The organism is Gemmatimonadales bacterium, assembly GCA_019637315.1.
Lineage (GTDB): Bacteria > Gemmatimonadota > Gemmatimonadetes > Gemmatimonadales > GWC2-71-9 > SHZU01.
This window is the reverse complement of the sequence record JAHBVU010000017.1, coordinates 1-26,308: the sequence shown is the minus strand read 5'-3', so window position 1 is coordinate 26,308 and position 26,308 is coordinate 1. Positions and strand designations below refer to the sequence as shown.

Here is a 26,308-nt window from a genome sequence, read left to right as displayed (position 1 = left end):
AGGAAGGGCGTGGCGCAGCAAGCGCCACGCCCTTCCTCGTTCTCCACCCTACGCAGGCTTGTCGAAGATGTCACGCACCGTACGAGTGAACTGCTCCAGCGAGAACGGTTTGAGCAGGAAGGGGTGCTCGCCGATCTCGTCCTCGCTGAGGTCGGCTGCCCCGGACGTCAGCAGGGTACGGATCGTCGGGAAGCGGCGCCGGAGCTGGACCAGGAGGTCTCGGCCGTTACCATCGGGCAGGTTGAGGTCTGCAATGACCAGATCCGGCGGGCGCTGCATCGCGTCGGCGAGCTGGATCGCTTCGGCGGTAGTGGCGGCCGCCACCACCTCGTAGCCGCTGGCCGTAAGCATCGCGTTGCCGACCGCGCGGAGCCGGGGCTGGTCCTCGACCAGCAGGATGGTCTCGGTTCCTCGAGCCTCGGTCCGGACCGGATCGACGTCGTGCGGTGCATCAGCTTGGTGCACACGCGGCAGGTAGACGTGGAAGGTGGAGCCCTGGCCCATGGTGGAGTCGACCGTGATCAGACCCTGGAACCGCTCGATGATTCCGTGGCACGTGGCGAGCCCGAGTCCGGTTCCGGTGCCGCGCGGCTTGGTGGTGAAGAACGGCTCGAAGATCCGGGCGCGCACTTCGTCCGGGATGCCCGTGCCGGTATCGGTCACTGAGAGCCGGACCCAATCGCCGGTTGCCAGGGCCGCCGCGGCATCCGGCCGGCCGTCTGGAACATTACCGGTGGCGATGGTAACGACACCGCCTTCCGGCATCGCATCGCGCGCATTGACGACCAGGTTGGTGAGGACCTGCTCGAGCTGGCCGCGGTCGGCGACCGTCGGCCAGAGGTCGGGCTCCAGGATGGTGCGGCACTCGACCGTGCTGCCCGATAGGCGTCCAAGCGTGCGCTCGAGATCTCTTACGATTCCGTTCAGGTCCAGCGTGGTTGGCTCGGAGGGTTGCCGCCGCGCAAACGACAGCAGCTGGCGGGTCAGCGCCGCACCTCGGTTCGCCGTGGCCGCGATGCTCTCGAACGTGGACCGTATCACCGGATCGAGCCCAGGTTCGTGAAGTCCGGTCTCCGCCTCTGCCAGGATCACGGCGAGCAGGTTGTTGAAATCATGGGCGACACCCCCCGCCAGGCGGCCCAAGGCGTCGAGTCGCTGGGCATCATGAAGCTGTGTCTCCAGGCGTCGTCGCACCGTGGTGTCTTCGTACATCGCGACCAACGCCCCCGGCATGTCGGGGTGATCGGCCAGCCGTGCCGCGCTCAGGCGCAGCTCGACGACCACGTTGTCCGGGCGGCGATACTGCAGGTCGACGCTGGTCAGTCGCTGCCCCTGCAGCACACCGCTCAGCAGCCGATGCGATGGGCCCTCCGCCGTATGGTCGAGCTGGGGCATGGACTGACCGATGATCTGGGCTGCCGGGACCCCGAAGACCTGTTCTGCGGCGCCATTCCAGAGCCGTACCGTCAGATCGTCATTCAGGACAGCGATCGGGAGCGGTGAGGCGTCGAATACGGCGCTCAGCAGACGCTGGGTCCGATGGAGCTCGTCGCGCGCCTGGCGGAGCCGCCACCGTCCTTCTGCGGTACGCAAGGTACGCACGAGCTGGTCGGGGTCCACCGGCTTGAGCAGGTAGTCGCATTCCTCCTCGCGCAGCGCACGAATCGCGCTTTCCACGGTTCCGTTGCCGGTCAGGATGACGACCTGCATCTCCCCGGAATAGGCGTGCAGGCGGACGGCCAGATCGATCCCGTCCATGTCGGGCAAGCGGAGGTCCACTACCGCGACCGGCGGGGTCTGCGCCGACTCCTGGGCCAGGGTCAGCGCCTGGCTGCCGCTTTGCGCCGTGAGCGGTGCGAACCCGTGGAGTGGAAGAATGTCTTCCAGCGTCCGGGTCAGGTTCTCGTCGTCGTCAACGACCAGGACGGGAACGTGATCAGTGCCGGTCGACATGGAGCACTTCCAGCAGGCGGTCGATGGGTAGCGGTTTGGTGAACGCGGCGTCGATCAGGCCATCGGGCGCATCCTCCATGGTCCGGTCCAGGTGATCCTTGTGGCCGCTGTAGAGGATGAGCAGGACGGACGGGTCGACCTCGCGGATCGCCAGGATGCCGGCCTTCGGATCGACGTGGTTGAGCCGCAGGTCGAGCAGGACGGCGGTTGGCCGGTCGGACGTCATCCGGGCCACGGCTTCGTCCACGGTGCGCGCCTTGACTGGCGTGAGGCCCTTGGTGGTGAGCAGCTCGCACAGGGTGTCGAGGAACTCTGGCTCGTCGTCGACGACCAGAACGGAGCGGATCTCGTGCCGTGCCCTCTCGAGGAACGCCAACAGCGCCGACAGCTCGACTGGTTTGCGCAGAATCTGCAGCACCCCGGCCCCCTCGGCCTCGGCGATCAGTTCCTGCGCAGCAAAGGCCGTCATCAGGATGATCCGGGTACCCGGCCGGTCTTGCTTGATTGCCTGGAGGGCTTTGACGCCGTTCAGGCGGGGCATCCGGATGTCCATCAGGACGACGTCGACGGATTGCTCGCGTGCCAGGCGGACGGCATCCTCACCATCGAAGGCGCGGGAGGTCGCCCAGCCGTTAATTTCGAGGATATCGCAAAGCGTCTCGACCATTCCGCGGTCGTCGTCGACGACGAGGATCCGTTTGGCAGTCATCCGGCGCTCGGTACGGTCAGAGTAAACGTCGTCCCGCGTCCGAGCGCTGTCTCGAAGGCGAGATCGCCGCCATTGGCGCGGGCCAGGCCGCGCGAGACGGCGAGGCCTAGCCCGATACCCCGGGCCTTGGTGGTGAACAACGGTTCGAAGATGTGTTCGCGATTCTCGTCGCTGATGCCCGGGCCGGTGTCAGCGACCTCGATGACTACGCAGCCTCCGTCGACCCGAGCGCGGATCGTCAGCGTGCCACCGTTTGGCTCCATGGCCTGGACCGCATTGCTGAAGAGATTGATGACGACCTGGCCGATCTGCACGGAGTCGACCAGCATGGTCGCGGCCCCGTCGATCCCCTTCACGACGGTCACGGAGGCCGGAATCGAGACGCGGGTCAGGGCGTCGTCGATGAAGGCGTCCACGGGGACCGCGCTTCGCTGGGGCGGATTGACCCGAGCGTAGTCGAGCAGGTCTGCGACAATCTTCTCCGAGATCCGGATCTGGTTTCGGATGATGCCGAGGTACTCACGCACCTTGGGCGTCGCGTCGCGCTGGGTTGCCTCGAGGTAGTAGACGGCATTGGTCATCACGCCGAGCGGGTTGCGCAATTCGTGCCCGACGCTGCTGGACAGCTGCCCCAGCGTTGCGAGTCGCTCTTTGCGAACCAAGTCCTTCTGTGCCGCTTCCAGCTGGGCCAGCGCGTCGGAGAGCTGCGCGGTACGGGTGCTGACCTGACTTTCGAGGGTTTCGACGCCGGTGCGCACCTGGTCCGTCATCGCGGTGAAGGCGCGCGCCAGGGTCCCGATCTCGTCGCGCCGTGCGACCGGCATCGGGGGTGGCGTAAGGCTGCCGCCCCCGGCAATTGCCTGGGCGGCCCGGGTCAGCGAACCGAGCGGCTCGGTGATGGTGCGGGCAACCCACCAGGCGAGGGCAGCACCCAACCCCGTGACGAGGAGGCCGATGCCGAGAAACCCCTGCGCCAGCGACCGTGCCGGCGTCAGGGCCTGATCGGCGGGCATCTCGATCGCCACCGCCAGCGGCAGCCCGGCAAATGGCTGACTCCCCGCGACCCGGAGCCGTCCCTCCCGATCATACTCCCGACCCTCGCTTGCGGGGGGTGGCCGCTGTACGACGCGCCGCAAGTCGGTCCAGACCGACCCGTCCTGATTTCCGAGCAACAGGACCGCCTCGGGCCCGATCATGTTGGTCAGTTGCGCGATGGCCGTCGCGGCGGCCACAAGACGCGTCGTTTGGACCAGGTGACCGACGGTCGTGTCGCCGGTTCGAACCGGCACGCTGACCTCGAGGAAGACAGTGTCGTGCGCCACGAAAAGCGGGCCAACGGTCGCCGTGTCCGCTCGCCGGTACGGCGGCATCGGTGCGAGGTCACCCGCAGCCGCCACGATGTCGCCGGCCGGGCTCCCCAGGCTGACGGTATTGAGCGGATTGTTTGCCGGTGCCAGGGCACGCAACGTTCCCTCGAGCCCCTCGGACCTCTCGCCGGTTCGGAGCGCCGTCTGCAGCAGGGGATCCGTTGCGGCGGCGGTGAGTCTGCTGCGCGCATCGAGGAACCCGGGGGTGGCCATGGTGACGAACTGCCGGGCTACCGACTGCAGGCGTGCGACCGCAGCTTCCTTGGCGCTGCGACGCACCACCTGGTGGGCGATGATGCCGAACGCCGCAACGACCAGGAGGAGCATCGCCACCATCGCCACGATGAACCGAAGGCGAAGCGAGCCGTACCGGGGCCCGCTCATGCGGGGCCCGTGCCCGTGGTCACGTAGACAGCACCGGCGATGGGCAGGTCGGCCCAGTAGTTGTTGATGCGCGTCACCAACCCCTCGGTCGCCTCCTGCCCTCGAGCAATCAGCAGTTTGCCGTCCGCCGTGCGGACGTCGGTTACGAAGATCATGCCCGGCTGCACCGCGTCGAGTGTGACCTCCCGGACCGGCGGGGCCTCCTGCTGCGGCTGGTGGAGCGCGTGGAGGCGGGCCAGCAGGTCGGGATCGTACCGGTCGATGTGACTGGTGAGGCGGCGCACCGCCTCCTCAGGCTCGACACTCGCTGTGAGCAAATCGTCGAAGGCAAAGGCGAGGGTCAGCAGCCGGGCGCCGAGCGGCGTCTCATCGGTACTCGATCCGGCCGGTCGTCCGATGCCCAGCAGGATGGCGCGCACCGCATCGAGGCGCGGAATGTTGGCAATGATCCGCGCGGCGACGCGGGGGATTTCGGCGACCGCTGCGGTTTCCTCCTGGGTCAGCCCGGCGCCAGTTGAGAGCTTGTCGACCACAGAAGGGGCCAGCGAGATGGTACCGATCTGAGAGACCATGGCGGCGACGTCGACGGCCCACCAGTTGGGAACTTCCAGGTCTCCCGCGATGTCGTGAGCGAGCCGCTTGACTCGACTGGCCCGCCCGAACGCGCCCGGCTGCGAGATGGCCAGGATATCGACCAGCGCGGCGACGCTCCCGTGCAGGGTCCGTTCGAGCAAGACCCGCTCGCCCACCACCAGGTCGTGCTGGATGCAAGCCGCATCGAGCGCACCGATCAATGTCTCGGATGCGCACGGCTTTTCCAGGAACCGGAAGATGCTGCCTTCGTTGACTGCGTCGATTGCTGCGGAGAGATCCGCTTGTCCCGTGAGCAGGATCCGGACGGCGTCCGGCTGCATGGTCCGGATGGTGCGAAGCAGGCTGACACCGTTCATGCCCGGCATGCTGTAGTCGGAAATCACGACCGTGAACTGGCGCTCGGCGGCGAGCGCGATTGCCTGATTGCCGTCGGCCGCGCCGGTGACGTCGAAGCGCCGATGCAGCAGTCTGCTCATCGCTTCCAGCAGCTGCGGGTCATCATCCACGAAGAGGATGGGGGGGCGTCCGCCGATTGTCATGGTGCGAGTACCAGGTCCGCCGCCAGCTCGCGCCAGCGGGGAATGGCATCGCCGAAGCCGCGGGCCGCGAGGGCCGCCTCGTCGAGCTCGGCCGGATGGCGGCGGGCCTCCCGGCCCTCGGAGGTTTGTTCCCGGACCAGCACGTCGGCCGCATGGATAACGATTGCGAGCCCGGCTGGGTCGGGGTCCAGGGCGGGCGCGTGGTGAAACCGCGCCGCGCCGATGATCGACCACGGCAGTCCCCAGAGTCCGAGCGCATACGCGCCCAGGTTGGCGTGCGTGGTGCCGAGCACGGCTTGTTCCGCTTCGTGCATGGGAATGCCGTGGGCGTCGGCATGCTCGACGACTGCGTCGTAGCGATCCGGACCGCGGCTGGCGAGCAGGAGGCGTCCGACATCGTGCAGCAGGCCGGCCGAGAAGGCCGCCTCCATGTCGCCGGGGGCAGGCGCAAGCCGACGGGCCAGCGCACCCACCGCAATTGCATGGGCTTGTTCACGTTTCGGGTCGAACGCAATCGGCAGCGCGAGCTCTTCGATCGAACGGAAGACCCCATGCACCATGGCGAGCGACTGGATCAACCGGCTGCCAAGCAGGCTCACGGCCCACTCGATGCTCATCACTTCACGGCTAGGTCCGAAGAACGAGGAGTTGACCAGCTGCAGCACTTTGGCCGCGAGAGAGGCATCGCGCTCGACCACGGCCGCAACGTCCGTGACCGTCACTTCGTCCTGGGACAGGAGTTCAGTGAGCAGCCGGTACACGGCAGGAACGGTCGGGAGCGTCTCGGCACTGCCGACGATTGCCTCCTGGATCGGATCGGTGATCAGGTCGCGCAGCAGGCAGGCACGGTCCAGCACCGCCTGGAGCGCCGCCGCCTCGCAGGGTTTGGCGATGAACTGGTGTGCCACCCGGGTGGCCATCAGCGCGTTCCGGGCATCGGTCTGACCGGTCAGAACGAGGCGGACAGTGCCAGGCCACTGCTCGGCAATTGCGCCAAGGAAGGTGGCGCCGTCCATTTCGGGCATCCGCATGTCGCTGACCACGATGTCGAACGGTGTGCGGTTGCACTCGAGGAGCGCATCGGTCGGGCTGCTGATGAAGACTGCCTCCCATTCGTCTCGTCTGCTGCGCAGCACTCGGCGCATGCCTTCGAGGATACGGGGTTCGTCGTCGACGAAGAGGATCCGCCTCATGATGCCTCCGACGGCGTCCACGCTCTCGGGAGGCGCAGGTAGAAGGTCGTTCCGCAACCGAGCACCGTGTCGAAGCGGACCGAGCCGCCGTGCTTCTTGACGACGACATCGTGGACCAGCGGGAGACCCTGCCCGGTGCCCCGGCCGACTTTCTTGGTGGTAAAGAACAGGTCGAAGATTCGCGGCTTGATGGCGTCGGGAATGCCAGGGCCGGTGTCGCTGACCGAGATCTCGACGTCCGAGTCGACCACCCGAGTCCGGACCGTGATCCGGCCCCGCTCGTCGCCGGTGCCATTAGGTCGCGCGTCGGCCACGGCGTGGGCGGCGTTGATGACGAGGTTCAGCACTGCCTGTTGTACCTCGCTCCGGAGGCAGGCAACCGGCGGCAGCTCCGGGTCGAGGTCGGTATCCATGGTGGCGACATACTTCCACTCGTTGCGCGACAGGGCAAGCGTGGCGGTGATGAGTTCGTTCAGGTCGGTGGCCTCCCGTTCGCCGGATCCCGGATGGGCAAAACTCTTCACGCCGCTCACGATCTCGCCGACCCGGCGCACCCCGTCTCGCGCCTGCTGGATCGCACGAGGAATCTCAGCGGTGAGGAAGGGGAGGTCGATCGCGTCGCTGATTCGCCGCAGGCGCTCGGCCTCCGCCGGATCGATTCCGGCGCGCTCGAGCACATCCGTCTGCTCGTTCACGAACGCCATCAGGCGGCGGAATCCCTCCGCCAGAAAGCGGAGGTTGTCGCCGGCGTACTGCGTCGGGGTATTGATCTCGTGGGCAATGCCGGCAGCAAGGTGGCCGATGGCTTCGACCCGATGAGACTGGGTCAGCTGATGCTCCAGCAGACGCTGGTCGGTAATGTCACGAAAGACGCCGACGGACCGGACTTCGGCGCCCGCCTCGTCGTGGATGAGCCGCCCCCAGATGGCGACCCAGCGGATCTCGCCCCCGGGCCGGACTGCCCGGACGTCGAGGGAAAACGGCTTGCCCGAGCGACGAGCGGCGTCAATCGTGTCCAGGAAACGCTTCCGGTCATCGGCGTGGATCAACTCGGCAGCCTGATGGAGGTCGGTGACCTCGCCATGCCCCGCAAGGAGATCAGCCGCATGTCCCCCCCAGAGCAGTCGGTCCACTCCCGTGAGGCGATACCACATGCCGAGCTGCGCAGCTTCCATCGCCGCACGGAGGAGTTCCTCGTGCGCGATGGCCGTCGCGGTGTCAGGGACGGCCGCAGCCGGCGCTGAAGTCTTCTGATGTGCAAGGGCCGTATCGGCCACGATCATACCTCGCTCGATTCCGGGTGCGGCGCGGATCGGAGCCCGCCGGACCCGGCGGGATCGGTATTAGTATCGGCTCGGTCAGGACAAGATTGAGCGTGACCCGGTCGCAACACGCGACACGGGGGCGGAAGCCTCGATTCGGCAGGCAAAAGCTTCATAGCGACCGCGGTTTGCCTCGAACGGGTAATGTCATACTTGATGCGCAGAGACTGCCTGCGATCTCGCCGCAATGTACGACAACGAGCAGGGGAGTCAACGGGCCCGTGCGCGAAAACGATCCCTTTGAGGGTGATGCGTTCGTGCAATAGGGCCGAATGGCCCTAGTCGAACGGTACAGGTTGGGTTAGAGCAGGGCCCCCGAGTCGGCGCCGTCTGCTCGCTGATGAACGCGGCGAGGTGGAGAACAGCTTTCCTCGAGGAAGCGCAGGTTGTCGCCGCCCTACTGCGTCGGGGTGTTGATCTCATGAGCGATCCCGGCTGCGACGTGACCGATGGCCTCGACCCGGTTGGTGTGAGCCAGCTGCTGCTCGAGCAGCCGCTGGTCGGTGACGTCGCGAAAGACGTCAACCGACCGGACCGCAACGCCTGCGTCGTCACGGAAATGGCGACCCCAGATTGCATCCCAGTGTACCTCACCGCCCGGTCGGACGATGCGAATGTCGAGCGAGAGCGGTCGTCCGGAGAGGCGCGATGCATCGATCGTGGTGAGAGCCGGTTCCGATCATCGACGTGGATCGTCTCGGCGACCTGATCCAGGTCAGTAATCGCCTCATGACCGGCGAGCAGCTCCGTCGCGTGCCCTCCCCAGTGCATCCGGTTATCGGGAATGTAACGCAACCACCGTCCCCATTTGCGCGGCTTCCATCACCGCGTCGAGGAGCTCCTCAATGAGATGGTATCGGCTCGGCCAGGCCGAGATTCGAGGGCGCCTCCCGAGGCCGGCGCCCTCAGCGCGGGATGGGACGGTTTGACGACAGCGAGCCTCCCGGGACGCTCGACACGCGTGGGTCCGCGTCGAGCCGAAGGCTGTACCCGACGCCTCGGACCGTTTCGATGTGCGGGTTGGCAACGATGCTCCTGAGCTTTCGGCGCAACTTGCTGACCTGAACGTCGACGACATTGCTTCCCGGATCGCCCTGCTGCTGCCAGACCTGCTCGATCAGGCGGCTCCGGCGAATCACATGACCAGGATGAAGCATGAAGTACTCCAGCATCCTGAACTCGAGCGGGGTCAAGGACAGTTCGAGGCCGTGTGCGGTGACGCGATGGCGCAAGCGATCGACCTTCAGCGGTCCGAGCAGCAGCGTGTCGAGTCGATCGGAGCTGTGGCGCCGCTGCAAGGCGCGCACCCGCGCCAGCAGCTCGTCAATCCGAAACGGCTTGGTCAGGTAGTCGTCCGCTCCGGCTTCGAGCCCCGCCACAATCGCTTCGTGTGCATCCGGCGGCGCAAACAGGAGAATTGGAGCGGTGCAGCCCTCGCGGCGCAATCCTCGGATGGCGTCGACCCCGGTGCCGTGCTCGAGGTCGGCGTCGATCATCACGACATCATAATCCGCCTGCTCTACCAGGCTGGTGATGTCGCGGTGGCTCCGGGCAACGTCGACGATGTACCCGCCGTCGCTCAACTCATGGGTGAGCCCCGCCATCATGGGCAGGTTCGATTCAGCGAGGAGCAGCTTCATGATAACGGCCTTTCGCCTCGAGTGAATCGTGCGTGGCTCGATGCGCAGGGCACTTGGCGAGGGTGAATCGGAATGTACGAAAACCGTCATGGGTGTCAACCGTTTAGGCGCGATGATGAACCACGAAATCGGTGATGCGTTCCTGCAATAGGGCCGAATGGCCCTATTGCGCTTCAATGCGTGGTTAGAAGCCGTGCCCATCGGGACCCTTCATTCGAGCTCCGCGAGTCGGCGTGCGACGTCGGCCAGGTCGTGCGACGCGCTCAAACGCGCGAAGACGGATCCGGCGGCTTCATAGCTCGCTTTCGCTTCGGCCAGTCGACTCGTCGCTGCGAGCAGATCTCCCAGTTCGCGTCGTGCCTCGCCATCGGTGAGCGGTGTCTGACTCCGGTCAGCCATTGTGACCGCGGCCTTGAGGAACGACTCGGCCGCCTGATAGCGATTGAGCGAGGCATTGATACGGCCGAGGATCCGACAGGCGCCAGCCATGTCGACGAGCGTGCCGGTCTGCAAGAACACGGCATACGCCCCGGTCGCATCGTCCAGCGCGCGATCGAGAGCCCCCTCCGCGTGGAGCAGCTCCGCACGATTGAGCCGACAGAGGCCCGCCAATCGTCCGTCACCCGCACGCTCCGCAGCTGCCAGGCCTTCGCCGAAATGGTGATGGGCCACGTCCGCCTTGCCCCGGTCCGAGGCAATCATCGCCAGGTTGTGATGCACCATGGCCAATCCCGCCGTGTCTCTGTGGCGGGCCAGACAGCTCAGGGCCTTGCTGTAATGGCCCTCGGCCTCATCCCAACGGCCCTGAATGCTGGCGACGATGCCGAGGTTCTGCTCGATCCTGCCGGCGAGATCATCGGGAATCCCCTCGATGGCCAGAGCCCCCAGAAAGGTCTCGCTGGCATGCTCGAGGTCGCCCATCTCGAGTTGGATGCAGCCGATGGTGTTGCTGGTTTCGACCTGCAGGCGAGCGCGGTTGGTGCGGAAGGCGCACTCCCGACTCCGCTCTGCCAGGCTGCGGGCCTCCCCCGGATACCCGGCTCGGAAGCGGAGCTCGGCGAGTCGGCGCAGGGCGTCCGCCCCCACAGCGTGGTCGCCGTCCTGATGCGCCCTAGCCGCCGCACGGCCAAACTGCTCGGCTGCGCGCTCGAACCGGCCGCCGGCGACGAGCTTGAGGCCTTCGTCCACCATGACGGAGGCAGGCTCGGCTTTCCACGGTGCCGCAGCAGCAGGTTCGGTCGGGTCGATTCGGTCAATCATGGTCGCTCGCTCGTGCGCACTGTTCCGGAACCGCCGGGCGTCAGGCGTCGAGAGCCACTCGGGCAATGCGGGTGCCGACCTCGCCCTTCACCTGTCATCTGACGGAGATCGAGGGGCGACTAGGGCCATTCGGCCCTATCGAAACGCGAAATGAACTGCGCTACATGAACGAAACATGAAGCTGCTGTCATAGATGAAGAAATGATGATGCAGGCGTAACGAAGAAGTGCGAGTGCGGTTGTCGCGAATTGCTGGCGCGGCGTGCAATCTTCGCGCTGCGTCGGGCCACCCGATCAAGACCCGCGAGATGAAGCCGGTGCTCGCTGCGCATTCGAGGGGGGATGCCCTGGCAACGCTGGGCCTTTTGTGCGCGTCGATCGGAGCCGCGCGGCTCTGGCACACCGGTTGCGCGTACGGTTCGTGATGCGCTGCCCGCGCTGACGCGGACGGGGCGGTGGCCGCACCTCCGCTGCCGAGCGATCGGGACGGTGTGATTCCGGACAATCTCAGGAGGTACTCGTGCAGCTGAAACGATGGATCGGGCTGATCACCCTTGTCATGACCGTCAGCGGCGCGGACCGCATCATGGCCCAGAACTCCGCCGTTGCGAACGTCACAGCCAGCGTCCAGCAGCCGATCACGGTGACTGCGACGGCCGATCTCGATTTCGGGCTGGTGTTTCCTGGGCTGGACCGAACCGTGGCCGTGACCGACGCTGGTGCCGCACGGTTCACGGTCCAAGGGCAGGCCAGCGCGAACATCAATCTCACATTCGCCCTGCCGGCCAACATCACGAGCGGAGCGAACAATCTGCCGATCGCAAGCTGGCAGGGACGGCACAACACGGCCAACTCGGCGGCGTCTGGTACTGACTTTACCCCGGCGCCTGCCGCGACCTCGGCCTCGATTCCGGTGGGCGGGTTCCTCTATGTGTTCGTTGGCGCAACCGCTCAGCCGGCGGTGTCGCAGGCCGCGGGGACGTACTCGGGAACCATGACGATGACCGTCGTGTACTTCTGACCGATGCGGCGTATCGGTGTCGCCACTCTGATTGCCAGCGCGTTGCCGGCGACGCTCGCCGCGCAGGCCGTGCTGATCGCACCGCAGGCGGTGGTGGTCGATCGCGGTCAGCGCGCCGGGACCTTCACGGTCGTCAACATCGGTGAGGATCGGGTTGAAGTCGATCTGTCGACTCTGTATGGCGTGCCGGTAACCGATTCCGCCGGAAACCTCCTGCTCGATACCAAAACGCCAATCACCGACTCCACCCCGTCCGCGGCAGACTGGATCGAGATGTTTCCCCGTCGTTTCGCCCTGGAGCCTGGGGCGCGGCGTACGGTGCGCCTCCTGGTACGCCCGCCGGACGGCGTGCCCGAGCGGGAGTACTGGGCCCGGCTGGTCGTGGCCTCGCGGGCCACGCCTCGGGTGGCACCGGTTGCCGCTGTCGAGGCCGTCAACGTGGCGATCACGCTGGAGGTACGGAGTGTCTTTCCGTTTCTCTTTCGGAAGGGCACCGTGGCGACCGCACTCGAACTTGGAGAGCCCACAGCGGTCCGCGGGGCCGACTCGATCACGGTGCGTGTGCCGCTCACCCGTCGAGGCAACGCTGCCTGGGTCGGGACCTTGCGGGCCACGGTTGAAGATCGAAGCGGTCGTGTCGTCCGTGAGACAGAACTGCCTCTGGGAGTGTACCACACGCTCCATCCGCGTCTCGTGCTGCCAGCCGCCGATCTGCCTGATCAGGACTACCTGATCCGGATCGAGGCAGTCGGGCGGCGCAATGATCTTCCGACGTCGTTCGTCCTGCCGACGGCGCCGGTCAGGCGCGTCGTGGAACTGCGACGATGACGGTGCCGGCGAGGACGCGTCGCGGGTGCCTCGCCGCAGCCTTGGCGTTGGCCACGTCGGGCCCCCTCGATGCGCAGGTGACCCAGCGAGCCAATCTCGAGTTTGGTTCGATCATCTCGGGTACGACGACCAGCGTCGGGCCGGCTGAGACGGGTGCCGCCAGCTGGCGGATCCATTTCACGCTGCTGGCCCTGGTCCCGTCGTTCGACCTCACGCTGCCTGCCAGTCTCAGTCGGGTCGGCGGCGGTGCCACCATGCCGATTTCGTTCTGTGCCACCTGCGGCCTTTATCGTGCGAACAACACCACGCCGGGTGGCACGACCTTCAATCCCAACGGATCGGTCTCGCTCGGCCTCATCTCTCTTGGCACCAACATCTATGTCTGGCTCGGTGGCTCAGTCTCGCCCCCGCTCAGCCAGATGGCCGGCAGCTATACGGGTACGATGGTCCTCACCGTGTACGGCGTCACGCTCTAGCGGGAACCCGAATGGGGATGCCTGGTCGGTACGCAGCGTGGCGGCGGGTGGCCCCATTCGTTCTGTGTCTGGCGTGTCGGCCCGCGGGTCCGATCCCGTTGCCGGCCCCTGTGCTTGGAGCGGTCGAGGCCGCCCCGCCTGGTGACCCTGTCCTGGTCGAAGTTCGCCTCGGCACCGTGGCCGCCACGACGATCGAGGCGCGACAGGTCCGAGATACACTGTACCTTCCGATTGCCCCGGTATTCCAGCTCCTCGAAGTGCCTCGTCCGCCCGACGGCTATCGCTCGCTCGACGAACTGGGCCGGGTCCTCAAGACCGTGCTGATCTACGACGAGTCGCAGGCGCTGGTGCGGGTGGCACCATCTGCCGACCTGCCCGTCGTACGACGCATCCTTCGCGCCGCCGCCCGGGAACGATTGCGTGACTCGGCCAGCATTCCGCCGGCGGCGTTCGCAACCGAGCGTTCCGGGTGGAGCGGTGTCGCGATGGACTACGACGTTCACACCACGGGCCGCACCCCGCTTGACCATACGACCTATCGAGTCGGCCTGGCCAGCGCACTGCTGGGTGGGGTGGCCGTCAGTCGGTTACGCGGCATCAGCGGAAGTGACGGATCAGTCGACCTCGAGTGGCACCGGACCTGGCCCCAGAGTCGCTGGCTGACCGGTCTCCGGGTCGGGGATGTGGCGACCCAAAGCGTGCGGACCGAGCGGGTGCGCGGCTTCTCGCTGACGAACCGCCCACCCTTCCGGCCGCTGCTGCTCGAGGCACTGCCGTTTTCCGGGACCCTGCCGCCGGGTTGGAGCGTCGATGCCTACCGCTCCGGCCGCCTGATCGGCTTTGATTCAGCCGGATCCGGCGGCCGCTATCGCATCATGGTGCCGGTGCACTATGGCGAGAATCCGATCGACCTCGTCGCCTACGGACCCAACGGCGAAATTCGGGAGCTCAACCAGAGCTTCCGCGCCGTGCCCATGCTGCTCCGGAGCGGAGCGACCGAGTACAGTATGGCGGTAGGGGCGTGCCGTGAGATGCCCTGCCGTTGGCTGGGCAACGCGGATCTTGCCGTTGGCGTAACCTCGCGGCTGTCCGCTCGTGCCGGCCTCACGATCCGGGCGGATGATACAGCCATGGCATGGCGCCCCTACGGGACCCTGACCGCTGCGCCATTCAACGCGCTTGGCTTCGACCTCGAGCATCTGACGGGTCTGGTCACCCGAGCGGCCGCCCGGTATGAGCCGAGTCTGCATCGCGCGCTTACGCTTGACCTGCTGGACTACGCCGGAGGTACCGGCGTCCGCCGCGAGTGGCGACTTCACGGGCGGATCGGCTCGCGAGGGCGCGGCACGGTCGGGGCCGAAGGCATGGTCAGTCGCGCCCTGGGTGATTCCGGAGCGACAACTACGGTCCGGGCGGCTCTGGCGATGCCGCTATCACAGGTTCACGTGCGGCCATTCGTTCGGCTGAGTTGGGGCTCGCTCGGTGGGGAGCAATCGGCCTTCGGTCTCGAGGGAACGATCCTGCCCGCTGCGGGGTGGCCGGCGCTGCTGCGCCGGCTCTGGCTCCGCGCCGAGGCCGAGTCAAACATGGACGGGCAACTTCGCCGGTCGAGTCTCGCGGCCATGACCGGGCTCGGCTCCCTCGGGCGCCTGGAATCGATGGTGATCTGGGAGCGGGGCCGCAACGGCCCGGCCTTTTCGCTCGGGCTGGTGACCCAGCTGTCCCAGCTGCGCTATGCGGTGCGCGGTATTGCCGATCCGGGAAGCTCGGGCCGGATGGATCAGGTTGCCGGTGGGTCGGCTGTCTGGGACCGGAAGGGAGGGCGAGTCATGTGGTCGGCGGAGCCGGCGATCGATCGGGCCGGCGTGGCGGGTGTTGTCTTCCTCGATCTCGACGGCAACGGTACCCGGAGCGCGGACGAGCCGCTGCTGCCCGACACCCGACTGTTCACGGCGGGCCGAGCGCTGGTCACCGATCGTTCCGGGCGGTTTGAATTGTGGGGCGTCCAGCCCTTCGAGCCGATTCATCTGACCGTCGACAGCGCGAGCCTGGCCGACCCTCAGTGGATTCCCGATCGTGCCCGGCTGGCGGTCGTGCCGCGGCCGGGTGAGATCGTCAGCGTCGAGATCCCGATTGTGGCTGGTGCCATCCTCGAAGGGCGACTCGAGTGGAGCGGGGAGGCAGGCACACTGGTGGGCCGGATCGGGATGCAACTCGAACACGAGGCGTCGGGTCAGCGAATGCGGATCGAACCCTTCTCGGATGGCTCCTTCTATCAGATGGGACTTCGGCCCGGCCGCTATCGCCTTTCAATCGAAGGCGCGGTCGCTGCAGCCCTCGGTGTGATGGCGGATCCGGTAACGTTTGAGCTGGCAGCCGGAGCAGGAACTGACACCCGGTCAGTGGGGCAGGTTGTCCTGGCGCTGCGACCCCGGGAGGACGCAGTAGCCGCGCAGCGCTGAGGCGCTTGCTGCGGACCCGTCACCGCCGTCATACCCGTCCGCCGAGGACGCGGAGCGCGTTGACAATGACGGCGACGTCGATCGCCTCCTGCAGTAGCGCACCGACTGTTGGCGTGATCTGACCTGCCGCCGCAAACCCCATCGCCACCAGCGACAGGCCAAGCCCGACACCGATACTCTGTCGGGTGATCCGCATGGTGCGCCGGGCAATGGCAACCGCCTCCGGGATCCGCCGCAGGTCGTCGGTCAGCAGCACGACGTCGGCGGCCTCGGCGCTCAGTCCCCGTGTCTCTGTCGCGATCGCCAGGCCGACATGCGCAGCAGCAAGGGCCGGCGCATCGTTGGCTCCGTCGCCCACCATCAGGACCCGGTGCCCGTCGCGTTCGAGGGCAACGATGCGAGACAGCTTGTCCTGGGGCAGCAGGTCACCCTCCGCTTCGCGGATTCCCAGTTCCCCAGCAACGGCTGTGGCGTTGGCGGTACGGTCGCCCGAGAGGAGAACGGTGCGCCGAACACCGGCGGCCCCCAGGGCGTGGACCGCGGTTCGCGCCTCGGACCTGATCCGGTCGGCATAGTGGACCAGGCCGGCGGCCCGGCCATCGATCACGACATAGGCCTGAAGGCCCGGATCCCCGTCGTAGGCGAGGAACGCCGCCGCCGCCTCCGGTTCGCGGGTCCGAATCAGCTTTTGCGCACCAACCGTAATCGTCCGACCCTCGACCCGCCCTGTTACGCCGCCCCCCGGCGCGTCCACGACGTCGGTTGCTTCCGGCAGCGCGCCGTGCTCCCGGATCGCGGCGGCGCTCAGTGAGCGCGCCAGCAGATGTCCCGATCCCTGCTCGACCGCGCCGGCCAGTCGGAGCAGCGTCGAAGCGGTGAATGGCGGCAGCGCCGTGATCCGGTCGACTTCAGGCTTTCCCGCGGTCAGGGTGCCGGTTTTGTCGAAGACGGCTGTGTCCACTGAGGCGAGCCGCTCGAGTGCCACCCCGTTGCGAACAATGATCTGCCGCCGGGCCGAGCGGTTGATACCGCCCAGCATGGCAACCGGCGCGGCCAGGATCAGCGGGCAGGGCGTGGCAACGACGAGCACCGCAAGCACCCGAACCGGGTCGCCCGACAGGGCGTAGGCGGCCACGCATACCAGGAGCGTTACCGGTGTAAACCAGACCGCCGCGCGATCGGCAAGGCGCTGGATCGGCGCCTTGCTTGCTTCCGCGGTGCGCACCAGCTCGACGATCCGGTGGTAGTGGCTGGCGTCGGCTGGGGCGGTGACCTCGATGGTGACCGGGCTTTCACGGGCAATCGACCCGCTCAGCACGGTCATTCCCGGCTGCGCGTCGACTGGGGCGGCTTCGCCGGTGATGGTGGAGACGTCGAAGCTGCCGGCTCCCTGGCGCACCGTACCATTGCAGGGCACCATCTCGCCCGGCCGCACCAGGAGCACGTCGCCCACCCTGACGGCGCCGACGGGTCGGTCCTCGAGCGTTCCGTCCAGGAAGACATGGGCGGTCCGGGGCGCCATCGCCTCGAGTGTCGCAACGGCCTTCGATGCGCGCCGAGCAGCGCCGGCCTCGAGCGCCTCGCCTCCGGTCTGCATGATTACGATGACCAGGCCGGCGACCGGTTCCGCCAGGACTACGGCGGCGATCAGGGCCAGCGAGGCAACCAGGTCGGCTGCGAACCGGCCGCGGAGGGCCCCGCGGAGCGTACCGAGCACGATCGGCGCGCCAAGCCCGATCAGGCCGATGGTCCAGATCTGATGTCGGACGGTGACGTCGGCGCCGAGGGCGGTTGCCAGGATCCCGGCGACGAGGAAGAGTGCTGCCGCCGCCGGGTGCGCCGCCGATCGTGCGAAGCTGCCTAGTGTCACTCCTCAGCCGTGCGAAGACTGAAGCCGACACCGCGAACCGTCACGATCTGCGGGTCGCTGGCATGTTTGAGAAGTTTGCGCCGGAGGTTGCCGACGTGCACGTCGACCACGTTGCTCTCCGGGTCGAAATGCATATCCCAGACCTTCTCCAGCAGGGTGGTGCGCCGGACAACCTCGGCGGGATGCAGCATAAAGTACTCGAAAAGCTGAAACTCTTTGGCGGTCAGATCGATCCGCTTGCCCTCGACACTGGCCTGGTGCTTGATGCGGTCGATCTCGAACGGCCCGACTCGGATCACATCCAGCCGCTCGGCGCCTCCTCGGCGGTGCAGCGCCCGAATCCGGGCGAGCAGTTCATCGAACTGAAACGGCTTGGTCAGATAGTCGTCCGCTCCGGCATCGAGACCTCGGACGACATCTTCGCCCGCGTCTCGAGAGGTGAGCATCATGATCGGGGTGGTGCGTCCTTCGCGGCGCAGTTCCAGGGCCACCTGAAAGCCGTTCTTCTTCGGCAACATTACGTCGAGCAGAATGACGTCGTAGTCGTAGACGTGCGCGAGCATGGTGGCTTCGTCGCCATCGGGAGCCACATCGACGACGTAGCCCTCCTCCTTGAGCCCTTGTTCGATGAATCCGGCCACTTTCCGATCGTCTTCGACGAGGAGGATTTTCATGGGTACGCGTCGATGTTGCTGGTGGAGTTCGAGGGTCTAAGGGTGCGTGCCGGGTACGCCCGGCAACCGCAGGACAAACCGGCCGCCGCTTTGCGGTATGGCCCAGAGGTCGCCGCCGAGCAGCCGTGCCAGCCGGCGCGACAGCGCCAGGCCGACTCCATGGCCGGGGTCGGAGCCGTCCATCGCGCCCGCACGGTAATAGATATCAAAGATATGCTCCGTCTGGTCGGCCGGCACGCCAGGGCCCTGGTCCAACACTTCGAACTCGACGACACTGCCACTGATCGCCGCGGTTACCGTCACGCGGGTGCCATTCGGTGCGTAGCGGACGGCGTTGCTGAGCACGTTGACGAAGATCTGTTCGACGCGGTGGGCATCGGTGCGGCACAGCACCGCGGTGCCCGGGTCGAGACCGACGAGTGAAACCTGCCGCTCGTCGGCAACCGGGGTCACTCGCTGCAGGGCCGAGCGCACCAGGGCGGCACAGTCGACATCCCGGATGATCGGCTTGAGACGATCCTCATCGAGCCGGTTGAGATCGAGCAGGTCATTGATCAGCGCAACCGCGTGTTCCGCGGCCTCGAGAATTTCGATCGATCCGCGCGGAACGGCCGCGGGATCCTTCTTCCTCACCATCAGCTCGGCCCATCCGTACACCGCAGCGAGAGCATTGCGCAGCTCGTGATTGATCATCGCGAAGAAGCGCTCGCGGCTCCTATGCAGTTGCTGCACTTCTTCGAGGAGCCGGATGGTCCGCTCATGCAGCTGGGCGTTCTCGACGGCGGAGGCCACGATCGAGGCCAGCAACAGGGCAATGTGGACGTCCTCGTCGCTGAATTCGGCGGCGCCCTGCTTTTCCGTCAGGTATAGGTCGCCGACGATGCCGGCTCGGCCGACGATCGGTACTCCCAGGAACGAGTGCATCGGCGGATGGTTGGGCGGGAAGCCGACTGCGGCAGGATGACGTTGCAGGTCGGGCAGGCGAATCACCTGGCCCTCGCGGATTACCAGACCGAGGACACCGTGACCGATGGGGGGCGTTCCGATTCGGGCGCGTTCGTCGTCGGTGAGCCCGGCCGTCGTGAACGATTTGAGAGTACGGTGGTCCGGGTTAAGCAGGCCAACCGCCGCGTACTTGGCCTCGAGCAGGCTGCGCGCCAGCTCCGCGATCCGGGGCAGCGCGGTCTCGAGGCTGAGCTCACCCACCAGCTCCGGCGTGGCCCGGACCAGCTGCTCGATACGATCGCTGGGGTCGTTGCTTGGAGCCATGGCTTCTATCATAAGTTATCGGCGGCCGTCTCGACAGACGGAACCACCCCAGGCAACTTCGAATGGGCCAGCCCTCGTTCTGCATTCATGAATTCTTCACGGTTCGGCGTCTACCTTGGCCTTCGACCGCACGGCGAGGAGCAGGTGCTCGGAGACAGAATCCTGGTGGCCAGCGATGATTCGGAGGAGGGTCGCTATGCGACCGAGGTGGCCTCACGGCTCCGAGGGGAGCATGCCGCGCCCCTGGCCATCCTGCGCGTCGACCAGTTCGCTCCCTCGGCTGCGCCAGGGGGGTCGAGCCCGGGCGCGTTGGCGGGCTGGCTCGAACGACAACCCCGAAGCGCGACGTCGTGGATTGCACAGGGCGTTCCGGGTATCGAGATCAGCCGCTTCGGGGATCGGCACCGGGCTTCATTGATTGTGCTGGGCCGTCGCGATCGAGCCGGCCGGCAACCTGCGTCCCTCGGTGAGACCGCGGATGCCGTGGTACGGCGGGCCGGCATTCCGGTCCTCTCGGTCCCGAAGGGGAGCTGGCCCTTCCGTCGTGGCCTGGTGGCGCTCGACGAGACACCGCGTTCGCACCAGGTGCTCGATCTGGCCCTCCGCTGGAGCCGGGAAATCGACCTCCCCCTCGTCGGCGTCACGGTGACGCAGAACGGTGCCGGCGCGACCCGGCGGTCCGTCGCGGTGGCGGCCTCCGCGGCAGGCATGGCCGGCACGCCACCCGCCATCCAAGTCTCACTGCGTACCGGCAGTCCTGCCGTCGAGATTCTGGAGGAAGTCTGCGCGGCCGAGGCAGGTGTGCTCGTCATCGGCTATCGTCGGGGAGGGCCGCCCAAGGTCGTGGAACCGACCGAAACGGCACGCAGTCTTTTGCTGGCCGCACCGTGTGCGGTACTCACGGTGCCATTGTAGCAGCTCGCGCGGAGCTGCCCGATCCTTCGCCTGGAGGGCATCGTCACATGGTACGCAACGTTGGCACGATCGATCGCGGCTTACGGCTGGTCATCGGGATCCTGATTCTCGGGCTCTACGGTGCTCTCGAACCGCCCTGGCGCTACGTTACGCTGTTGGGCCTGATCCCCATCGGAACGGCCCTGACCGGCAATTGCCCGATGTATACGTTGTTTCGCATCAACACCTGTCGAACCGGCGGTTCCTCTGGTCCTTCCCAGTGACCTGAACGCGTCGGCCAGGAAAAGGGGGAGATGATGACGATGAAATCGGTGGTCGTGGCGCTCGATGGCTCGCTGTTCGCTGAAGCGGCGCTGCCCGTGGCGGCGCGCCTGGCACGCGAGGCGAAGGCAGGCCTTACTCTGCTCAGGGTTCACGAACAGGCGACCACGCTCACCCCGATCGAGGGGGCGCCGATGGTTGGCGTGCCGGATGAGGAGCAGGCTCGAGCCGAAGACCGGGCGTACCTGTCCTCTGTGGCGCGTTCGCTGGGCACGGTGGGCGGGTCGGACGTGAGCTATCGCCTGATCGACGGTGTGGCGGGTGAGGCGCTGGTGCGCGAACTCGATCGAATCCGCCCCGACGTTTTCGTGATGTCGACTCACGGGCGGGGGGCCTTGGCCCGTGCCTGGCTCGGCAGCGTCGCGGATTACGTGATTCGGCGGACGTCCACGCCTGTGCTTCTGATTCGGCCCAAGGACGGCAAGCCGGTGCTTCCCGAGCAGGCCCCCTTCGACCGTTGTTTGGTGCCACTCGATCAGTCCGAAGGTTCCGAGGCGATTCTGACGCCGCTGATTCCATTCGCCCTGGTAACCCAGGCTCATCTCACTCTGCTTCACGTCAATGAGCCCGCCGTCGGTGTGGTCGGTTCGATGCCACCGTACCCGATCGTGTTCTCCGATGAGGAAATTACGGCACGGCGGCAGGCGTCCGAGCGATACTTGGAGGGTGTGGCCGAGCGACTTCGGGGGGAGGGGCTTCGGGTCAGTACCAAGACCATTATCGGTACCTCGGCGGTCCCGAGCATCCTGGATGAAATCAGGGCCGAAGGCTACGACTTCGTGGCCATGACTACCCAGGGCGCCACCGGTTTCCGCCGACTGCTTCTCGGGAGCGTCGCTGGCGAGATCATTCGAGGCGCCGGCGTGCCGGTGCTGGTCGTGCGTCCGGAGGACAAAGGCTGACTCATTGCAGCACGCAGGGGCCGAGGGGTGCCGTGGCAGCAGCAACGGCACCCCTTTGCCATTTTGACGATCGAGCCGGTCGCCCCTAAGCTTTGGGCATCATGGACCTTACTGCAATTGACTGGCTTGCCGATCTGCTCGGGACTGAGCGGGGCCATATGGTCCGCAAGGTCCTGCAACTCGCGGTGCTGCTGCTGCTCGGCTGGGCCGGCTCCGGCCTGGTGCGCCTGGTGGCCCGTCGGATCGAGCTCGCGGCCGACGATGGCGACCCAACCGTGCTGTCAGCCGGGGAGAAGCGCGGGCAGACCATTGCCCAGCTGGTCCGCAGTGTCGGGCGAGCGGTCATCATCCTGGCCGTCTTCTTGTCGAGCCTCAACCTCTTTATCGATATCCGACCCCTCCTGGCGGGCGTCGGGATTCTCAGCCTTGCGGTGTCGTTCGGTGCGCAGAGCCTCGTCAAGGATCTGATCTCCGGCTTCTTCATCCTGCTCGAGAATCAGTTCGTCGTCGGCGACGGAGTGCGCATCGGCGAGCACAGCGGCACCGTCGAGCAGGTCTCGCTGCGGGCCGTTCGGATCCGAGATTTGCACGGAGCCCTCCATATCATTCCGAATGGTTCGATTCCCTGGGTCGTCAACACCAGCCGAGGCTGGTCACGAGCCGTGGTCGACGTCCCGGTCAGCTATGGCACCGACGTCGATCACGCCTTGGCGGTGGTCCGGGACGAGCTGGTCAAGTTTCAGGTTGATCCGGCTTGGAAGGCCCGCTTTGATGGCGGTTCGGAGGTGGTGGGCATCGATCGTTTTGGCGACAATGGCGTCGTGATTCGCACGCTGATTCGAACGATTCCGGGGCAGCAGGGGCCGGCCTTCCGCGAGTTCTCGCGCCGTCTCAAACTGCGGCTGGACGCCGAGGGCATTCAGATTCCGGCCGCGCAGCGGACCATCCTGATGCAGCCGCCACCCCCTCCGGGAAACCCGCCGCCGAGTCACGCCGCCCCGCTCGGCGAGGGGTAAGCCCGCCTCGGCAGCGGCGGCCTGTTCCTCTTCGGCATGGATTGCTAGCTTCCCGCCTCGCGTTGCGGCTGGGATTCGGGCCAAGGCGGAGGAACAGACGTGGGGCTGTCACTTTTCAATACGTTGACTCGTCGAATCGAGCCGTTCGTGCCAGGGGCGCCACCTCGGGTCACGCTCTATTCCTGCGGGCCTACCGTCTATAACTACGCTCACATCGGGAACTTCCGGACCTTTCTGTTCGTCGACCTGCTCAGGCGCTGGCTCGAGGCCAGCGGGTACCAGGTCTTTCACATCATGAATCTCACCGATGTGGACGACAAGATCATCCGAGTGGCCGGCGAACAGGGGGTGGGCATCGATCAACTGGTCGCCCCCTATGTGACGGCCTTTTATGAGGACCGGGACTACCTGCGCATCGTTCCGGCCCATGCCTACCCGCGCGCGACGGCCTTCGTGCCGTCGATGATCCGGCTGGTGTCCGGTCTGCTGCGCAACGGGACGGCCTATCGAGGGGAGGATGGGTCGGTCTATTTCGGGATCGACCGCTTTCCGGCATACGGTCGGCTGTCGCAGCTCGACCGCCGCGAGTTGAAGACCGGGGCGAGCGGTCGGATTACCTCCGACGAGTACACCAAGGACAACGCCCAGGACTTCGTGCTCTGGAAGGCGGCCAAGCCGGAGGACGAGAAGGTCGGCGCCGCCTGGGATGCGCCGTTTGGTCGCGGCCGCCCCGGGTGGCACCTCGAGTGTTCGGCCATGGCGCTCGAGCTGGTGAGCCACCGCTACGGCGAACAGGTGCTCGACATTCATACCGGCGGAGTCGACCTGATCTTTCCTCACCACGAGGATGAAATTGCCCAGAGCTGCGCCTATACCGGCGAGGATCTGTTTGCCCGGTACTGGCTCCACGGTGAGTTTCTCAACGTTCGTGGCGCCAAGATGTCGAAGCGGTTCGGCAACATTACGACGCCCCGAGATCTGCGCGAAGACGGGGTCGAAGCGGCAGCCATCCGTCTCCTCATCTATCAGACCCACTATCGCCAGCAGCTCGACCTGACTGATGATGCGCTGGCGGCGGCGCGGGAAGGCGCTCGGCGTCTCGGTGAGTTTGCCGATCGCCTGGAGCGGGCCGGCCAAGGGAAGGGCGGAGCCGACTCGCCCTGGGCCGAGCCCAGCCGGGCGCTCGAAGCGGGTCTGACGGCGGCACTCGACGACGACCTTAACGCCCCCGAGGCAGTCGGCTGTGTCTTCGAGTTTGTGCGCGAAGCCAATCGGCTGCTCGATGACGGAGTGGCACCGACGGCGGCAGCCCGGCAGGCCTGGGATCTCGTCGACCGGGTCCTGGCGGTTGCCCATCGGGCTCAGGCGCGGGCGGAGATCCCGGCGTCGGCCACTGATGACGACGAGACCCTCTTGGAGCCGACGGGTCCCAGCGGCATCGAGGGCCGACTTCGCTGGGCAACCCGCTGGGCGGTACGGCGCCGGATAGCCAAGGGGGCCAAGGATTTCGCCGAGGCGGACCGGATTCGCCAGCTCCTGACAGCCGAGCGGTTCGAGATCCGGGATCGGCGCGACGGCAGCGCGGAACTGATCGACCGGGGCTCGGGAGCCTGATTCGGGGTTTGTTCGAGGGTCGGTTTGGGGCTCTGAGGAGCCCGGTCCGGAGGCTGGACCCCGTTTCGGGCGGGATCGATTGGTTGACCGTTGACGATTGCGCTAAGTCAAGGTAAGATAAGGGTCTGTCAACTTTCTGCGGGCTTTGGGGTCCGCTGGCGTAGCTCAATTGGCAGAGCAGCTGATTTGTAATCAGCAGGTTAAGGGTTCGAGTCCCTTCGTCAGCTTGAGCGCGCAGAACGGAAGGTATACGGAACCCCGCTTTCGGTCGAGCGGGGTTCCGTGTCGAAAAGCGGTGAGTCGGGACGGTGGGGTGGCCGAGTGGCTAATGGCAGCAGACTGTAAATCTGCCGGGCTTCGCCCTACGTAGGTTCGAATCCTACCCCCACCATTGAGGCAGTGATTGCGGGACGGTTCGCCCGGGCAGACGAACGGTAGGTTGGCAGGTGCGGTCCAAGCGCGGGTGTAGCTCAGTTGGTAGAGCATCAGCCTTCCAAGCTGAGGGTCGCGGGTTCGAGTCCCGTCGCCCGCTTGGGACGAACAACGCAGGACGCGCGATGCGGGTGGTCGCGGCAGGTGCGCAAAAAGGAATGGCGCTCGCGTAGCTCAGTCGGTAGAGCACATCCTTGGTAAGGATGAGGTCACCGGTTCGATCCCGGTCGCGAGCTTGCTGGGCCTTCATGGAGTGGTGGTGGCGGGTGCCCGGGGCACGATCCGGATGCCGCGCGCCGAGGGGAGCGGCAGCTCCGGTACAAGGACCTCACTGACGGAGTAACGGGTCATGGGCAAGGCGAAATTCGAGCGGAACAAGCCGCACGTCAACGTTGGAACGATCGGGCACGTTGACCACGGGAAGACGACGACGACGGCGGCGTTGACGAAGATCGCGGCCGACAAGGGGCTGGGGGCGTACGTCCCGTACGATCAGGTGGCGAAGGCGTCGGAGAGTCAGGGGCGTCGGGATGCGACGAAGATCCTGACGATCGCGACGAGCCACGTGGAGTACTCGACGGCGAACCGGCACTATGCGCACGTGGACTGCCCGGGGCACGCGGACTACGTGAAGAACATGATCACGGGGGCCGCGCAGATGGACGGGGCGATCCTGGTGGTGAGCGCGGTGGACGGGCCGATGCCGCAGACGCGGGAGCACATTCTGCTGGCGCGGCAGGTGAACGTGCCGTCGATCGTGGTGTTCCTGAACAAGTGCGATCTGGTCGAGGACGAGGAGTTGCTCGATCTGGTGGAGCTCGAGGTGCGGGAGCTGTTGACGAAGTACAACTATCCGGGGGATGACACGCCGGTGATTCGGGGCTCGGCGATCAAGGCGATCGAGGGCGACGAGAAGTGGGTGGCGAAGATTCAGGAGTTGTACGACGCGTTGGATACGTTCATTCCGGAGCCGGTGCGCGAGATCGACAAGCCGTTCCTGATGCCGGTCGAGGATGTGTTCTCGATCACGGGGCGGGGGACGGTGGCGACGGGGCGAATCGAGCGGGGCAAGATCAAGGTGGGGGAGGAAGTGTCCTTGATCGGGTTCGGGAGCGAGAAGAAGAGCGTGGTGACGGGCGTGGAGATGTTCCGGAAGCTCCTGGATGAAGGGGTGGCGGGGGACAACGCGGGGCTGTTGCTGCGGGGCGTGGAGAAGACGGAAATCGAGCGGGGGATGGTGTTGGCGAAGGCGGGGAGCATCACGCCGCACACGTCGTTCGAGTCGGAGATCTACGTGTTGACGAAGGATGAAGGGGGGCGGCATACGCCGTTCTTCAAGGGATACCGGCCGCAGTTCTACTTCCGGACGACGGACGTGACGGGGAACATCGAGTTGCCGGCGGGGGTGGAGATGGTGATGCCGGGCGACAACGTGCAGATGAAGGTGGAGCTGATCACGCCGATCGCGATGGACGAGGGGTTGCGGTTCGCGATTCGCGAGGGTGGTCGGACGGTCGGCGCGGGCGTCGTCACCAAGATCCTCAAGTA

General features: G+C 66.3%; 22 protein-coding genes and 4 tRNA genes. 15 read left to right on the top strand and 11 right to left on the bottom strand.

Features of this window, described 5'->3' with window-relative positions:
• Window positions 1-48: 48 nt before the first annotated feature.
• From KF785_14130 to KF785_14105, 6 genes are read right to left on the bottom strand one after another with little or no spacing between them, the layout of a single operon-like run.
• Window positions 49-1,953 (bottom strand): response regulator, encoded by a 1,905-nt coding sequence (locus tag KF785_14130; GenBank protein ID MBX3147898.1) that lies wholly within the window; start codon window positions 1,951-1,953, stop codon window positions 49-51.
• Window positions 1,937-2,662 carry a response regulator gene (locus KF785_14125; GenBank protein MBX3147897.1) on the bottom strand — a complete coding sequence of 242 codons (726 nt, stop codon included), beginning with the start codon at window positions 2,660-2,662 and terminating at the stop codon, window positions 1,937-1,939. Before KF785_14125 ends, KF785_14130 begins: the two co-directional genes overlap by 17 nt.
• Complete coding sequence (locus KF785_14120; GenBank protein ID MBX3147896.1) at window positions 2,659-4,413, bottom strand: HAMP domain-containing protein; 1,755 nt, start codon at window positions 4,411-4,413, stop codon at window positions 2,659-2,661. Before KF785_14120 ends, KF785_14125 begins: the two co-directional genes overlap by 4 nt.
• Window positions 4,410-5,483 carry a response regulator gene (locus tag KF785_14115; protein ID MBX3147895.1) on the bottom strand — a complete coding sequence of 358 codons (1,074 nt, stop codon included), beginning with the start codon at window positions 5,481-5,483 and terminating at the stop codon, window positions 4,410-4,412. The genes KF785_14120 and KF785_14115 overlap by 4 nt, the downstream gene beginning before the upstream one ends.
• A gap of 59 nt (window positions 5,484-5,542) precedes the next feature.
• Window positions 5,543-6,739 (bottom strand): HDOD domain-containing protein, encoded by a 1,197-nt coding sequence (locus tag KF785_14110; protein ID MBX3147894.1) that lies wholly within the window; start codon window positions 6,737-6,739, stop codon window positions 5,543-5,545.
• Entirely contained in the window at window positions 6,736-8,022 is a 1,287-nt protein-coding gene (locus KF785_14105) for a PAS domain-containing protein (protein ID MBX3147893.1), read from the bottom strand. The genes KF785_14110 and KF785_14105 overlap by 4 nt, the downstream gene beginning before the upstream one ends.
• A gap of 460 nt (window positions 8,023-8,482) precedes the next feature.
• Here KF785_14105 and KF785_14100 point away from each other — a divergent pair, with 460 nt between their 5' ends.
• Complete coding sequence (locus KF785_14100; protein MBX3147892.1) at window positions 8,483-8,770, top strand: hypothetical protein; 288 nt, start codon at window positions 8,483-8,485, stop codon at window positions 8,768-8,770.
• A 196-nt stretch (window positions 8,771-8,966) separates the two neighbouring features.
• Here KF785_14100 and KF785_14095 read toward each other — a convergent pair whose 3' ends face one another.
• Together KF785_14095 and KF785_14090 are read right to left on the bottom strand one after the other, a co-directional pair.
• Window positions 8,967-9,701 (bottom strand): response regulator transcription factor, encoded by a 735-nt coding sequence (locus KF785_14095; protein ID MBX3147891.1) that lies wholly within the window; start codon window positions 9,699-9,701, stop codon window positions 8,967-8,969.
• A gap of 210 nt (window positions 9,702-9,911) precedes the next feature.
• Window positions 9,912-10,961, bottom strand: coding sequence for a tetratricopeptide repeat protein (locus tag KF785_14090; GenBank protein MBX3147890.1), 1,050 nt, complete (start codon window positions 10,959-10,961; stop codon window positions 9,912-9,914).
• Window positions 10,962-11,480: 519 nt separating this feature from the next.
• On the opposite strand from KF785_14090, the gene KF785_14085 reads away from it, so the two are divergent.
• From KF785_14085 to KF785_14070, 4 genes are all read left to right on the top strand, one after another.
• Window positions 11,481-11,981: a DUF4402 domain-containing protein gene (locus KF785_14085; protein ID MBX3147889.1), complete on the top strand. Its 501-nt coding sequence runs from the start codon at window positions 11,481-11,483 to the stop codon at window positions 11,979-11,981.
• 3 nt (window positions 11,982-11,984) lie between these two features.
• Window positions 11,985-12,809: a hypothetical protein gene (locus KF785_14080; GenBank protein ID MBX3147888.1), complete on the top strand. Its 825-nt coding sequence runs from the start codon at window positions 11,985-11,987 to the stop codon at window positions 12,807-12,809.
• Window positions 12,806-13,285, top strand: a complete 480-nt coding sequence (locus tag KF785_14075) for a DUF4402 domain-containing protein (protein MBX3147887.1) — start codon at window positions 12,806-12,808, stop codon at window positions 13,283-13,285. The genes KF785_14080 and KF785_14075 overlap by 4 nt, the downstream gene beginning before the upstream one ends.
• A gap of 110 nt (window positions 13,286-13,395) precedes the next feature.
• Window positions 13,396-15,747 carry a hypothetical protein gene (locus tag KF785_14070; protein MBX3147886.1) on the top strand — a complete coding sequence of 784 codons (2,352 nt, stop codon included), beginning with the start codon at window positions 13,396-13,398 and terminating at the stop codon, window positions 15,745-15,747.
• Between the two features lie 28 nt (window positions 15,748-15,775).
• Here KF785_14070 and KF785_14065 read toward each other — a convergent pair whose 3' ends face one another.
• The 3 genes from KF785_14065 to KF785_14055 are packed head-to-tail and all read right to left on the bottom strand — an operon-like array spanning window position 15,776 to window position 19,560.
• Window positions 15,776-17,617 (bottom strand): heavy metal translocating P-type ATPase, encoded by a 1,842-nt coding sequence (locus KF785_14065; GenBank protein ID MBX3147885.1) that lies wholly within the window; start codon window positions 17,615-17,617, stop codon window positions 15,776-15,778.
• Window positions 17,614-18,291 carry a response regulator transcription factor gene (locus KF785_14060; GenBank protein MBX3147884.1) on the bottom strand — a complete coding sequence of 226 codons (678 nt, stop codon included), beginning with the start codon at window positions 18,289-18,291 and terminating at the stop codon, window positions 17,614-17,616. The genes KF785_14065 and KF785_14060 overlap by 4 nt, the downstream gene beginning before the upstream one ends.
• 36 nt (window positions 18,292-18,327) lie before the next feature.
• Window positions 18,328-19,560 carry a GAF domain-containing sensor histidine kinase gene (locus tag KF785_14055; protein ID MBX3147883.1) on the bottom strand — a complete coding sequence of 411 codons (1,233 nt, stop codon included), beginning with the start codon at window positions 19,558-19,560 and terminating at the stop codon, window positions 18,328-18,330.
• A gap of 87 nt (window positions 19,561-19,647) precedes the next feature.
• On the opposite strand from KF785_14055, the gene KF785_14050 reads away from it, so the two are divergent.
• The 10 genes from KF785_14050 to tuf all read left to right on the top strand — a co-directional run.
• On the top strand, window positions 19,648-20,475 hold the full coding sequence (locus tag KF785_14050) for a universal stress protein (protein ID MBX3147882.1): 828 nt from the start codon (window positions 19,648-19,650) through the stop codon (window positions 20,473-20,475).
• Window positions 20,476-20,522: 47 nt separating this feature from the next.
• Window positions 20,523-20,738, top strand: coding sequence for a DUF2892 domain-containing protein (locus tag KF785_14045; GenBank protein ID MBX3147881.1), 216 nt, complete (start codon window positions 20,523-20,525; stop codon window positions 20,736-20,738).
• Window positions 20,739-20,777: 39 nt separating this feature from the next.
• Complete coding sequence (locus KF785_14040; protein MBX3147880.1) at window positions 20,778-21,698, top strand: universal stress protein; 921 nt, start codon at window positions 20,778-20,780, stop codon at window positions 21,696-21,698.
• Window positions 21,699-21,856: 158 nt separating this feature from the next.
• The gene (locus KF785_14035) at window positions 21,857-22,714 is read left to right on the top strand and encodes a mechanosensitive ion channel family protein (protein MBX3147879.1); all 858 of its coding nucleotides are present in this window, start codon (window positions 21,857-21,859) and stop codon (window positions 22,712-22,714) included.
• Window positions 22,715-22,813: 99 nt separating this feature from the next.
• Window positions 22,814-24,328 (top strand): cysteine--tRNA ligase, encoded by a 1,515-nt coding sequence (gene cysS / locus KF785_14030; GenBank protein MBX3147878.1) that lies wholly within the window; start codon window positions 22,814-22,816, stop codon window positions 24,326-24,328.
• Window positions 24,329-24,482: 154 nt separating this feature from the next.
• Window positions 24,483-24,555: transfer RNA gene (locus KF785_14025), tRNA-Thr, on the top strand.
• Between the two features lie 80 nt (window positions 24,556-24,635).
• Window positions 24,636-24,719 (top strand) — tRNA-Tyr (locus KF785_14020).
• A 68-nt stretch (window positions 24,720-24,787) separates the two neighbouring features.
• Window positions 24,788-24,860 (top strand) — tRNA-Gly (locus KF785_14015).
• A 63-nt stretch (window positions 24,861-24,923) separates the two neighbouring features.
• Window positions 24,924-24,996, top strand: a tRNA-Thr gene (locus KF785_14010).
• A gap of 113 nt (window positions 24,997-25,109) precedes the next feature.
• Window positions 25,110-26,308: elongation factor Tu (gene tuf, locus KF785_14005; protein MBX3147877.1), on the top strand; the 1,199-nt coding region annotated here is incomplete at its 3' end.